Genomic DNA, 11,756 nt, shown 5'->3' on the forward strand with positions numbered 1-11,756 from the left:
TCCGAATTCCCCGCAACGCTGAAGGTGTGTGGGCCGCCAGCTCCGGAAAACAACGCCGGAGAAGCCCATGATGCGCCCAATTACCGTAACGGAGAACAGCGTCATAATCGCGGCGGGTGACGCCCGAGAACTTGCCGAAACCATCTTTGCCGCCGCCGACCTCGCCAACCGCCACGGCGCGCGAATCAACCCCCGCGCCCTCGCGCTGGCTACCGACCTCGTTTCCGCCGCCGGAACAACGGAACCGGAGTATATCGAGATCGAAGACCATCTTGAGCATGAGCAGATCGACACCGCCACCACCGCCGCGCTTTTGGGTTGTACCGACCGAAACGTCCGCGCACTCGCCGCGAGAAAACTTCTCCCCGGCGTTAAAAATGGCGGCCAGTGGCGCTTCAATCGCGAAGACGTCGAAGTCTACCGAGACCACCGGCGATAGTCGCTTCTGCTCATTCCCCGGCATCGAGCTCGCCCGCGTCGGCAAATGGCAAGCATCGACCGGCCCGGTCGAAATCACCCGCGCCGACCTCGTAGCCGCCGCAGCAGCGGCACGCCGGCTACCGCATCCCGTTCTCAAACTGGGCCACGGTGACCCCCGCTTCGACGGCACCCCAGCACTTGGGCACATCGAGAACTTACGTGTAGCTGACCGTGGTGCCACCCTCATCGGAGATCTGGTCGACGTGCCGCAATGGCTCGCCACCGATATGGCGAAGCATTACCCGCAGCGAAGTATCGAAGCATGCGCGAACTACGAAACCAACGGCCGCATCTACCGCTTCGCAATCACCGGGCTCGCGCTACTCGGCGCGTCTTGGCCCGCCGTCACCGACCTGCCCTCACTACAAGAACTACTCGCAAAGGAGTCCTAGCCAATGGCTCAAATTGCCCCAATCTCGATCCGCGACGTAATGAGCCACTGTCCGATCGACCTCAACCTCAAGCCAGAAGCCGGCGGCGCGAACGGCTACGCCTTCACCCTCAACGGCGTTGAAAACAGCCCTGCCTACCGCGAACCGTCCAACCTCGCAGCATGGTTCATCGGCTACGTCGCCGGCCAAGCCGCAGCAGACAACACGAAGGAGTCCTAACGATGGGCTTTTACCCAGCACGCGCCGACTACAACGACGGCGTCATTTCCGTCGACGAAGCGCTTAACAACCCAACCACCATCACCGAACGAGTCGCCGAAGTCGCAGGCCGCGACCTTCTCGTCGAGACGATCTTCTCGACCGATTCCACCCCGGTACAGGGCGGCGCGGTCATCTTCTCGAAAACCACCGAGAAGAACTTCTACACCGACAACGACGTCACCGCACGACAGCCAGGCGACGAATACGGCATCGTTTACCGCGAGCGCCCGGTCGACGAGCTCGCCCGCGTCGAAGACTACGGCGGCAAGTTCGCCGTCTCCGACGAAGCACGCCGCCGCAACGACAACGTCAGCTTCGACAACGACGTCACCGTCCTTGCAAACACCGTCACCCGCAAGCTGAACCAGCGAGCGATCGAAACCGTACAAGCCGCCGAAGCAGCCGGTGAAACAATCGTCGGAGTGCACGCCGGGGCATCGTGGGAGAACGTTCGGCTAGACGGCGCACCGGAGCTCATCACCCCGCCAGTCGAGCGGCCCATCTCAATGATCGCCCACCTCTTCGCAGTCGCCGAAAGCAAGGAGCTGGGAATCGAGTACACGAAGATGCTCGTCTCCCCGCGCACGCGCGCTGAGATGCTCATCGCCTACGGCCAAGACCTCAAGCCGCTCCTCGATACCTACGGCCTTGAACTCATCACTTCCACCTTCGTGCCGGACGATCGAAGCTATCTCGTCGACCCCGGGAAGGCCGGCTTCGTGAAGTTTGAGGAGCCGCTCACCGTCACGACGTGGCGCGACGAGCACCACCGCCAAACCTGGGTGCAGGCCTACGCCATGCCGGTCATGGGCATCACCATGCCCGCTGCGATTGCAACCATCGAGTACCACGCATAAGGAGCGAAGATGTACACCAACCAAACCCGTGACCGGTTCAACCCCGGCACCGACCTCACCGCTGTCGCAACGGTAGACGTTTCCGGCAAGACCTTTGTCGCCTACGGCGGGCCGATGCGCACCAGCAACATCGCAGTGCGCCCCGCAGCCGCCGGCGAGCCCGTCGCAGGCGTAGCGAAGTACGACGCCAAAACTGACCAGCTCGTCGGAGTGGCCCGCGGCTCCGCCCGCGTCATCACCGTCACCACGGAGGTCGCGCTTAAAGCTGGCGACCCGATCGAGGTAGGCGACGGCGGCCGCGCAACCAAAGCGACCACCGGAACCGTTGTCGGATGGGCCGCAGACGACGCCGAAGCCAACACCGACGCCCTCATCAGCCTTGCGCACTAAGGAGCCACCGTGAACCTGTTCAACCGCAAAAACCAGCGTCTCACCTTCAGCACCCCCGCCAATGAAGACGAGTCGGCAACAGCACCGACGTTCAGCGTCGAGCAGTGGGAGACTCTCACCGCCACGCTCGAGCTCGAAGACACCGCTGACGCCGCAGACATCCTCGCAGCCGTCACCGAACTCGCCGAAGGTAGAGCGACAGCAGAAGAAAACGACAAGATCGCAGCTGCCGACGCCGAAATCAAACAGCCAATCATCATCGACCCGGTTGTATGGAGAGACATGCAGCGTTCGCTCAAAGTCGGTATGACAGCCGAGAAGCAGCAGCATCGTCTCGCCGCCGAGCAAGTTGTCGACCAGGCCATTCGTCTTGGCAAGACCAGCGCGAGCCAACGAGAACGTTGGATTGCCGCGTACGGCCAAGACCCCGAAGCCACCCTTCACGCGCTTAATCGCGGTGGCGAGATTCCCCGCATGGAGATCGGCTACGGTATCGACCCCGAAGCGGGCGACAGTGGGGATATGCCAAGGGGATGGGTTCGGTAGGCCAATGGTGGGTCACCCCCAATAATCTTCGGCACCCCCGCCCCTGACTGAGCACCGCGCCACCCGAGTCAGGTTTCTCTCTCCCCGAGATAAGGGGGGTCGCGCGCGTTATAGAGGTATCCGGCTTTCCGGTCGAGTTGACGTGCACGGCCGACAACACGCGCGCGCGATGGCGGCACGTTTTTAAATGGACATTTTTCGGACACCTCAACCGGCGATCGGCAGCTTCTACAATCGTTTCGCCTGATAAACGTGCCCCCAGTCGGGCTCGAACCGACACTGGGCGGATTTTAAGTCCGCTGCCTCTGCCAATTGGGCTATAGGGGCGACGGGGAAACATCGTACTTCCCCCGCGCCTCCGGGCGGGAATCGGTCGGCTTTTTCACCGAGCGGAGCCGGCCTCCCCGCCCTACACTCATTGTGCGAAAACTAAGTTTCGCCTGAGTTTGCGCTCAGCTTCTGAACGACAGTAAAGGCAGTGGCACATGACTATTCAGCTCCCTCCCCCGCTCGACCAGATCATCAAGAACCTCAACCTCGAGCAGCTCATCGCGGCTGTCGCAGGCGCGTTCATTGTCGGCGGCCTCGTCGGCGGCGCGATCGGTGCCGCCGCCGGTGGCAGCTCGGAGGCAACCGGCTCCAGCGACCGCACCACTGCCCCCGCAGCACCCGCTCCGGAAGCCCAGGGCCCCACCCTGGAGGCCCGCGCGAAGCTGTCGGCGCTCTACCAGGCCCCGGGCCCGGATTCCGGCAAGGACGCTTTCGACGGCAACGGCCAGACCCACCCGTTTAAAGGCCAGGTCATCCCGGGCTTTTCCGGCATGATCGAAAAGGGCGACGGCGAGTTCTACGCCCTGCCGGACAACGGTTTCGGCTCGAAGCAGAACTCGTCGGACTTCCTGCTGCGCATCTACACGGTGAAGCCGAACTGGGAGACCGCAGAGACCGCGAAGGACCCGAAGGACGTCGGCGGAATCGACGTGCTGGACTACGTCGCGCTGAAGGACCCGAACAACACAATCCCGTGGGAGATCGTCAACAACGACACCAAGGACCGCCTGCTCACCGGCGCCGACTTCGACCCGGAGTCCTTCGTTCGCGCGGCAGACGGCACCTTCTGGGTCGGCGAGGAGTTCGGCCCTTACATCCTGCACGTGGACAAGGACGGCACGCTTCTCGACGCCCCGTACCCCTACCCCGGCGTAAAGAGCCCGTCGAACCCGACCCTGGGCAAGGACGAAAAGCCGAACCTGCGCAACTCCAAGGGCTTCGAAGCGATGGCCACCGACGGCCGCTACTTGTACCCCATCTTCGAGGGCTACCTGGACAGCGCCACTGACAAGCGCGAGCGCGTGATCTCCCAGTTCGACACCGAAACCGGCAAGTACACCGGCAAGACCTGGAACTACCTTGCAGAAGGCGACGACGCCCTGATCGGCGACGCGTTTTTGACCAAGGACGGCCGCCTGCTCATGCTCGAGCGCGACGATTTCCGCGGCTCGGACGCGCAGCTGAAGAAGGTCTTCGAGGTCAAGGACTTCGCGGACGCGAAGCCCGGCTCCACGGTGAAGAAGGAACTCATGGCGGACCTGCTCGACATCGCCAACCCGTCCAAGATCGGCATGGTTTCCGACGCCCGCGCCTACGGCGTCGGCGACCCGTTCCAATTCGCGCTGCTCAGCGTCGAAACCATTGTCCAGCTGGAGGACGGCCGCTACCTCACCGCGCTGGACAACAACTTCCCGGGCGACGACGGCCGCTACCGCGGCAAGCCCGACGACACCGAGATGATCATCTTCTCCGTGAAGTAGCAACCGGGGATGCTTGGCCTGCGGGCCGGTAACCTTAGCTTCCGTGTTTGCGGAAGTTGACGGACAAAGGCCCCGCGTGACCAGGCAATGGCTGTTCTTGGTGCCGTGCGCGCTCGGCGCACTCGGCCTGTTTCTCGCGCGCCGCGCCGGCGACGGCACCGCCGGCTTCTACTGGGCCACCGCGTTTACGGCGGTGGTCTACGCGGCCGCGTGGTGGCTGTGGGGCAGCCGCCAGACGTTCGCGGGGCCCCGCAAGCTTCTCGACGTCCTCCGGGGCACCCTCATCGGCGCCACCCTCGCGGTTGTGTTCGTCTTCGGCGCGCTGGTGGTGCAGCATATCCCGTTGCTGGCCGGCCCGGCGGCGGAGCTGCTGCAGACCCCGAACAAGGGCGGGTACTTTCTCACCCTGCTGGTGCTGGTGGTCAACGGCGCCGGCGAGGAGATGGTCTTCCGCGACGCAGTGCCGCGCCAGCTGCGCGGCATGGGCCAGTCGGTGGTGCAGGCAGGTGTGTGGTCCACGCTGGCCTACTGCCTGGTCACCTGCGTGATGGGCGTGCCGCTTCTGGTCTTCGCCGCCAGCGTGCTGGGGGCGGTGACCTACTACGAGTCCGTGAAAACCGGCAGGCTCTACTCCCCTATCGCGGCGCACCTGACGTGGAGTATTGGCATGCTGCTGATCCTGCCGCACTTTTTCTAGGCAGGCTCTCAGCAGCCCTGCTACTCGCTGACGGAAAACACCTTCTTCTTCGGCGCCTTGTCTGCGGCCGCAGAATCCGCCGCAGCACCCGCGACGGAGATCTTCGGGGCGTCGAGCATCTCCGTCATGAAGTCGGCGACCCACTGCAAAAGCTCCAGGTCGCGCAGGTTCGGCGCGTTCAGCGCCCGCTTCGCCCCGCCTTCGCGCGGCATCGGCACCTGCAGCGCCTTCGCCGCGGCGCGGAAGTTCGCGCCCGGGTAGAGGCGCTTGAGGCGCACCTGCTTGGAGTCCGGCAACTCCACCGGGTGCAGCTTGATGCGGCTGCCCTGGGTGAGGATGTCCGCGACGCCGACCTGGCGGGCCTGGTTGCGCAGCCGCGCCACGGCCATGAGGTGTTCGACCTCTGGCGGCAGGGCGCCGAAGCGGTCGATCATGTCGTCGGCGGCGGCGGTCAGGGCGTCGTCGTCACGCGCTTCCGCGAGCTTGCGGTAGACCTCCAGGCGCAGTCGTTCGGAGTTGATGTAGCTCTCCGGGATGTGGGCGTCGACGGGCAGGTCCACGCGGATCTCTTTCGGGCCCTTGTCAGTGGCGTCGATGGGCTCGCCGCTCATGAGCCCCTTGAAGGTTTCCACGGCCTCGCTGACTAGGCGGACGTACATGTCAAAGCCCACGCCGGCGATGTGGCCGGACTGCTCGGCGCCCAGCACGTTGCCGGCGCCGCGCATCTCCAGGTCCTTTTGCGCCACGGCGATGCCGGAACCCAAATCGTTGTTCTGGGCGATGGTGGCCAGGCGGTCGTAGGAGGTCTCCGTGAGCGTTTTGTCCTTCGGGTACAAAAAGTAGGCGTACGCGCGCTCGCGGGAACGGCCCACGCGCCCGCGCAGCTGGTGCAGCTGGGACAGGCCCATGTTCTGGGCGTTTTCCACGATCAGGGTGTTGGCGTTGGCGATGTCCAGGCCGGTTTCCACGATGGTGGTGCAGACCATGACGTCGCAGTCGCGGTTCCAAAAACCCTGCACGGTCTGCTCGAGCACCTGCTCGCTCATCTGGCCGTGGGCGACCACGATGCGTGCCTCTGGGACCAGCTCGCGCAGCTGGCGGGCGGTCTTTTCAATGTCGGAGACTTTGTTGTGGATGTAGAAGACCTGGCCGTCGCGGAGCAGCTCGCGGCGGATTGCGGCGGCGACCTGCTTGTCCTCCTGCGGGCCCACGTAGGTCAGCACCGGGTGGCGGTCCTCCGGCGCGGTGGTAATGGAGGTCATCTCGCGGATGCCGGTCAGCGACATCTCCAGGGTGCGCGGGATCGGCGTTGCGGTCATGGTCAGCACGTCCACGTGCGATTTGAGCGCCTTGATGTGTTCCTTGTGCTCGACGCCGAAGCGCTGCTCCTCGTCCACGATGATCAGCCCGAGGTTCTTCCACTGCACGCCCGTCTGCAGTAGGCGGTGGGTGCCGATGACGATGTCCACCGAACCGTCCGCAAGTCCCGAAATGATCTTCTTCGAATCGGCGGCGGTGGTGAAGCGCGACAGTTCGCGCACGGTCACGCCGAAACCGTCCATGCGCTGGTTGAACGTGGAGAAGTGCTGCTGGGCCAGAAGCGTCGTGGGCACGAGCACCGCGACCTGCTTGCCGTCCTGCACCGCCTTGAACGCGGCGCGCACGGCGACCTCGGTTTTGCCGAAGCCCACATCACCAACAATGACGCGGTCCATCGGCGTGGGCTTTTCCATGTCCGCCTTCACCGCTTCGATGGCGGTGAGCTGGTCTTCGGTCTCCACGAACGGGAAGGCGTCTTCCATCTCGTGCTGCCACGGGGTGTCCGGCGCGAACGCGTGGCCCGGCGCGGCTTGGCGCTTGGCGTAGAGCTCCACCAGCTCGCCGGCGATCTCGCGCACCGCGGCGCGCGCCTTGCGCTTGGTGGACTTCCAGTCGGAGCCGCCCATTTTGCTAAGCGACGGCTTCTCGCCCCCGGTGTACTTACTCAGCAGGTCCAAAGACTCCATCGGCACCCACAGCTGGTCGCCGGGCTGTCCGCGTTTGGCGGGCTGGTACTCCAGCACGATGTATTCGCGGCGCGAGTCCTCGTCGCCGGCTTTGACGGTGCGCTCCGCCATCTTCACGAACTTGCCGATGCCGTGGGTGTCGTGCACCACGAAGTCGCCGGGCTGCAGCGCGAGCGGGTCGACGCGGTTGCGGCGGCGCGGGGCGCGTCGTTTAGCACCTGCGATGTCGCCGACGCGGTTGCCGGTCACGTCCGTTTCCGTGACCACGACGAGGTTCGGGCCACCAAAGACCAGGCCCGCGTGCGACAGCGCCTGGTACAGGGTCACCGCCCCCTCGACCGGCTCCAAGCCTGGTGTGGCTACGCGCGCGGACACGCCGTGCTCGCGCAGGCGTTCCGCCATGCGGTCGATGGTGCCCTTCGCCGGTGCCACGAAGGCGACCTTGCCGTGGTTCTGCCCTATGTGGAGTTTCAGCGTGGCGTAGAGCTGCTCGATCGCCTTTGGGTCGCCCTTCGGCGCGGGCGCGGCCTCGAACTCCAGCGGCAGCGTCTCCGCGTCGTCGGCGGCGAACATGCCTGGCGGGGCAAAAGTCCACCAGGCGTTGCCGGCCTTGGACGCGGAGATTTCCAGCGACTCGTACGACCGGTACGAGGAGGCGGACACGTCCAGGCCCTCCACCACCACAGGCCCCTCGGCGCCCATGGCCGCGGCCTCCCAGCCGGCCTCGAGGAACTCGCGGTCCGTCGCCTCCAAGTCGGCGATGCGGGCGCGCACCTTCTCCGGGTTGGTCACCAGCACCACGGAACCGGCGGGCATGAGCTCCGGCAGCACCGAATACTGCTTGTCCGTCAGCACCGGGATGAGCGCCTCCATGCCGTCCGCGGGCTGCTTCTCCGAGATGCGGGCGAGCAGCGACGACAGCGTCGGGTTCGAGGGGAATTTTCGCGCGAGGTCGTCGGCTTTGGCGGCCACGGTGTCGTCGATAAGCAATTGCCTCGCGGGGTGCAGCTCAACCGTGCGCACCTCCTCGATGGTGCGCTGGTCCGCGACGGCGAAGGAGCGGATGTCGGTGACTTCGTCGCCCCAGAATTCGATGCGCACGGGGTTTTGCGCGGTGGTCGGGAAGACGTCGATGATGCCGCCGCGGGTGGCGAACTCGCCGCGCGACGCGACCATGTCCACATGGTTGTACGCGAAGTGCACCAGCTGCGCGGTCAGCTCCTCGAAGTCGTGCTCCTCATCCACCGCGACGCTGATCGGCTCCGCCGGCGGCAGCACCGACTGGCACACCGCGCGCGCCGCCGCGACGATCACGCGCGGCATGTCCCACAGCACCTTCGAGCGGCGCCCCACAATGTCCGGCGCCGGCGAAAGACGCTCGTGCGGCAGCGTCTCGTACGCCGGGAACTGCGCGACCTTCTCCTCGCCCAAAATGGCCTTCAGCTCCGCGGCGAGATCCTCCGCCTCGTGGCCGGTGGCCGTGACAAGCAGCACCGGCGTCTCGCGCGCAATCGCGCCCGCCGCCCAAGAACGCACCTGGTCAATGCCCGTGACGTGCAGCGAATCCTCGCCCACGTGCGTGACCAGACCTTTCAGCTTCGGGTCCGTCAGCGCCGCGGTGAGCAAACCGCCCAACACGGGCGGGGTGGTGTCAGTCATGTGTCTTACGCATCCTTCTCTGCGGTTTCGCCGCTTGTCTCGTCGCTCGCGCTTTCGCTCGCCTCGCCGCTTCCGTACACGCGCGGCTGCGCCTCCATCCCCCGCAACCCGTTCCAGCACAGGTTGGAAATATGCGCCGCCACGGTGTGCTTGTCGGGCGTGCGCTCGTCCAGCCACCACAGCGCAGAATTGGAGACGGTGCCGACAAGCGCCTGACCGTACAGCCCCGCCATCGACTCGTCGAGCCCGCGGTGCTTAAACGCCTCCCCCAGCAGGTAGCTCACCTCGGCGGTGACGCGGTTGAGGATCGTCGAGTACGTCCTGCCCTCCCCCGGCAGCTGCCCGTGCGCGAGGATGACAAACCCGTCCGTTTCCTCCTCCACGTAGGTCAAAAGCGCCAGCACGCCGCGCTCGATGCGGTCGCGCCACGGGCCGGCCTGGATGTTCGACGTGATCGTGTGCTCCAGCCGGGCCATTTCCAGCCGCACAACCTCCTGGTAGAGGCCTTCCTTGCTGCCGAAATGCTCGTAGACCACAGGCTTGGACACCCCGGCGCGCGCCGCGATCTCCTCCATGGAAATGCCGTCGAGGCCCCGCTCGGCGAATGCTTGCCTGCCCACTCCGATCAACTGATCTCTGCGCTGGGGTGCCGTCATTCGCCTTCGAGCCATGCGCCCTAGCTTAGAGCGTCGTAGTGTTAACCCCGTCTTTGGCAGTTGACGGGTCTGGTCTACAATCAGCGGTGCTATTCCCCATGGTGTAATCGGCAACACTACGGTTTTTGGTACCGTCATTCTAGGTTCGAGTCCTGGTGGGGAAGCTTTTTTATTGGAGGGGTACATGAAACGCCACGTCGCTTGGCTCATGGCATGCGGGGTACTCGCGGGGTGCGCTTCGGAGCCCTCGCCTATCGACGCCCCTCCGGCCCCCACCGCCAACCACCAGGCAAACGAGCACAGCGCCGAAGCCAGGGGTGATTCTGGCGACTCCGGTGACAGTGCTGCTGGCAGTTCTGCTGATGCTCCCGCCGCGTTCCACTTCAAGAGCGGCACCCTCGAAATCGGCGACTTCGACCCCTACGCCCTCGGCGACGACATCTTCGACCCCTGCACCGAGATCTCGCCAGAGGAATTCGCCGCAGCCGGCTTCGACAACGTCGAGCCGATCCCAGAGGAGTACGCGGGACTGGCGCGGGGGTTGAGCACGTGCGAAATACTCGACTCACGCGGACGACCTATCGCAGACATTTCTAACAGCCCCGCCAATCGCGAAGTGATTGAAGAGAAGGCCGCTGTTTTTCGAGACCACACATCGCGTCTCCTCCCCACCCTGTTTACATACGACTTCGAAGACCCGAATAGCACCGGATGCTTCGCCCAGGTGGACACCACCCGCGGTGGGCTGAGCGTAGGAGTTCCTGGTCTCCCCGGCCGCGATGAGCGGAGCGAGACTTGCGACCGCGCAATCCGAATCATCGAGGAATTACACAATTCCCTTTAGGCTTGCGCATTTTAGTGGACAACCTCTTTTCTACTGGCCACCAAGTGTTTACGCTTCAAAGTCGAATTGAAGTTGTAAGACTTGGGGGAAATCATGCGGGTTCAGTTAGACACAGGACAGATTCAACGTGGCATCGATATCTTGCGGGAGACGTCAAATCGCTTGGCATCGAAGCGTATGGCAGGCGTTCGAGCCTCCCTCTCCGGGTTCTCCGACGCGGGCGGCTTGGACGAGGCGGGCGAGCGGCTCAGCCCGATCGGGGACGAGCGCGCGCCGGAGGCGAACCAGGCCATCGCGCTGTATCTGAAGCACACCGCGGACAACCTGTGGCTGGCGTTGACCAACACGCAGCAAACAGATGAGTCGTTCTCCGGGATGATGGGCTCACTGCTGGCACCGCTCGGCGGCCCAGCTGCTGCGCTAACACCGATGTACGCCCAGGGCTTCCAGCAGCTCAAGGCTGCGGACCCGAAGACCAACACGTTCGACAACGCGGCGGTGTCCTCCGCGTCCGAGTCATCGCTGCTCGGCGCGGAAATGAATCTGAACCTGACCAATACGTCTCTGGCGTACTCGGCGTCGGACTTTTGGACTTCCAACGCCCAACTCATCGAAGACGCCATTGAGGAACTCAACGGCGTCCACCACGCGCTGGGCACGTCCGCGGACACGGTCTGGATCCAAGAGGCGATGAAGAAGGTCACCCAGATTCAGAATGCGGGTTTGGAATACGTCGCTAACTCGCGTTCGCTCGCCAATCACACCGAGGCGCTTGGCATGGCCGCTGACTCGGAGAGTATGTACGCTTCCGCAGCCGCTGCCGCCTACGCCGCCGCGGAAGATCCGAAGATTAAGTCGCAGATCGAATCGGATTACCTCAGCTCGTATTCCATGCGCGTCACTTCCGGGCTCCAGCCGGCGATTCCTGCGTTTAACCGGCTGCTGCCGGACGCGGGCAAGCTTCCGTCGACGCCCTACGCCAGCACCGACGTGCCCGCCCCGGCCACAACGTCGTACACGCCGACCGAGCTTCCACCGGGCCTTCGGGAGGTGCTGACCAGCCGCGGCTACGGCGACCTCGCGCACGCCAAGTCGCCGGCGGAGGTCATCCAGCAGTACGGCCGCCCCACCCCCGAGACCTTCGAGCGCATCGCAGC

12 protein-coding genes and 1 tRNA gene are annotated in these 11,756 nt (G+C 64.6%); 10 read left to right on the forward strand and 3 right to left on the reverse strand.

Annotated elements, in window-relative coordinates:
• Window positions 1-67: 67 nt before the first annotated feature.
• Genes MHY23_RS01280 through MHY23_RS01305 form a run of 6 tightly spaced genes read left to right on the forward strand, consistent with a single transcriptional unit; the run spans window position 68 to window position 2,926 of the window.
• Entirely contained in the window at window positions 68-439 is a 372-nt protein-coding gene (locus tag MHY23_RS01280; protein WP_239306077.1) for a helix-turn-helix domain-containing protein, read from the forward strand.
• Window positions 378-872: a hypothetical protein gene (locus tag MHY23_RS01285; protein WP_239306078.1), complete on the forward strand. Its 495-nt coding sequence runs from the start codon at window positions 378-380 to the stop codon at window positions 870-872. The genes MHY23_RS01280 and MHY23_RS01285 overlap by 62 nt, the downstream gene beginning before the upstream one ends.
• A 3-nt stretch (window positions 873-875) precedes the next feature.
• Window positions 876-1,091 carry a hypothetical protein gene (locus tag MHY23_RS01290; RefSeq protein ID WP_239306079.1) on the forward strand — a complete coding sequence of 72 codons (216 nt, stop codon included), beginning with the start codon at window positions 876-878 and terminating at the stop codon, window positions 1,089-1,091.
• 2 nt (window positions 1,092-1,093) lie between these two features.
• Complete coding sequence (locus MHY23_RS01295; protein WP_239306080.1) at window positions 1,094-1,990, forward strand: major capsid protein; 897 nt, start codon at window positions 1,094-1,096, stop codon at window positions 1,988-1,990.
• Window positions 1,991-1,999: 9 nt separating this feature from the next.
• On the forward strand, window positions 2,000-2,380 hold the full coding sequence (locus tag MHY23_RS01300) for a capsid cement protein (RefSeq protein WP_239306081.1): 381 nt from the start codon (window positions 2,000-2,002) through the stop codon (window positions 2,378-2,380).
• A gap of 9 nt (window positions 2,381-2,389) precedes the next feature.
• Window positions 2,390-2,926, forward strand: a complete 537-nt coding sequence (locus tag MHY23_RS01305; RefSeq protein ID WP_239306082.1) for a phage protease — start codon at window positions 2,390-2,392, stop codon at window positions 2,924-2,926.
• A 253-nt stretch (window positions 2,927-3,179) separates the two neighbouring features.
• On the opposite strand, the gene MHY23_RS01310 is transcribed toward MHY23_RS01305, so the two are convergent.
• A tRNA-Leu gene (locus tag MHY23_RS01310) sits at window positions 3,180-3,253 on the reverse strand.
• A 158-nt stretch (window positions 3,254-3,411) separates the two neighbouring features.
• Between MHY23_RS01310 and MHY23_RS01315 the strand changes: the two genes are divergently transcribed.
• The gene (locus MHY23_RS01315; RefSeq protein ID WP_239306083.1) at window positions 3,412-4,737 is read left to right on the forward strand and encodes an esterase-like activity of phytase family protein; all 1,326 of its coding nucleotides are present in this window, start codon (window positions 3,412-3,414) and stop codon (window positions 4,735-4,737) included.
• A gap of 43 nt (window positions 4,738-4,780) precedes the next feature.
• A complete protein-coding gene (locus MHY23_RS01320) occupies window positions 4,781-5,434 on the forward strand; it encodes a CPBP family intramembrane glutamic endopeptidase (RefSeq protein ID WP_239306084.1) in 654 nt (217 codons plus the stop codon).
• 20 nt (window positions 5,435-5,454) lie between these two features.
• Here the strand turns inward: MHY23_RS01320 and mfd are convergent, their stop codons facing one another.
• Together mfd and MHY23_RS01330 are read right to left on the reverse strand one after the other, a co-directional pair.
• Window positions 5,455-9,099 carry a transcription-repair coupling factor gene (gene mfd, locus MHY23_RS01325; protein ID WP_239306085.1) on the reverse strand — a complete coding sequence of 1,215 codons (3,645 nt, stop codon included), beginning with the start codon at window positions 9,097-9,099 and terminating at the stop codon, window positions 5,455-5,457.
• A 5-nt stretch (window positions 9,100-9,104) separates the two neighbouring features.
• Entirely contained in the window at window positions 9,105-9,770 is a 666-nt protein-coding gene (locus MHY23_RS01330) for a TetR/AcrR family transcriptional regulator (RefSeq protein WP_083327966.1), read from the reverse strand.
• A gap of 169 nt (window positions 9,771-9,939) precedes the next feature.
• Here MHY23_RS01330 and MHY23_RS01335 point away from each other — a divergent pair, with 169 nt between their 5' ends.
• Together MHY23_RS01335 and MHY23_RS01340 are read left to right on the forward strand one after the other, a co-directional pair.
• The gene (locus MHY23_RS01335) at window positions 9,940-10,599 is read left to right on the forward strand and encodes a DUF3558 family protein (protein WP_239306086.1); all 660 of its coding nucleotides are present in this window, start codon (window positions 9,940-9,942) and stop codon (window positions 10,597-10,599) included.
• Window positions 10,600-10,776: 177 nt separating this feature from the next.
• The coding region (locus MHY23_RS01340; RefSeq protein ID WP_239306087.1) for a hypothetical protein at window positions 10,777-11,756 on the forward strand (980 nt) is incomplete at its 3' end.

Source organism: Corynebacterium sp. ACRQP (assembly GCF_022345915.1).
Lineage (GTDB): Bacteria > Actinomycetota > Actinomycetes > Mycobacteriales > Mycobacteriaceae > Corynebacterium > Corynebacterium lehmanniae.

Bases quoted from the DNA above. Each gene is read 5' to 3' on its own strand.
- mfd (WP_239306085.1), bottom strand. From the start codon at position 9,099: ATGACTGACACCACCCCGCCCGTGTTGGGCGGTTTGCTCACCGCGGCG.
- MHY23_RS01315 (WP_239306083.1), top strand. From the start codon at position 3,412: ATGACTATTCAGCTCCCTCCCCCGCTCGACCAGATCATCAAGAACCTC.
- MHY23_RS01285 (WP_239306078.1), top strand. From the start codon at position 378: ATGGCGGCCAGTGGCGCTTCAATCGCGAAGACGTCGAAGTCTACCGAG.
- MHY23_RS01330 (WP_083327966.1), bottom strand. From the start codon at position 9,770: ATGGCTCGAAGGCGAATGACGGCACCCCAGCGCAGAGATCAGTTGATC.
- MHY23_RS01295 (WP_239306080.1), top strand. From the start codon at position 1,094: ATGGGCTTTTACCCAGCACGCGCCGACTACAACGACGGCGTCATTTCC.
- MHY23_RS01300 (WP_239306081.1), top strand. From the start codon at position 2,000: ATGTACACCAACCAAACCCGTGACCGGTTCAACCCCGGCACCGACCTC.
- MHY23_RS01280 (WP_239306077.1), top strand. From the start codon at position 68: ATGATGCGCCCAATTACCGTAACGGAGAACAGCGTCATAATCGCGGCG.
- MHY23_RS01290 (WP_239306079.1), top strand. From the start codon at position 876: ATGGCTCAAATTGCCCCAATCTCGATCCGCGACGTAATGAGCCACTGT.
- MHY23_RS01335 (WP_239306086.1), top strand. From the start codon at position 9,940: ATGAAACGCCACGTCGCTTGGCTCATGGCATGCGGGGTACTCGCGGGG.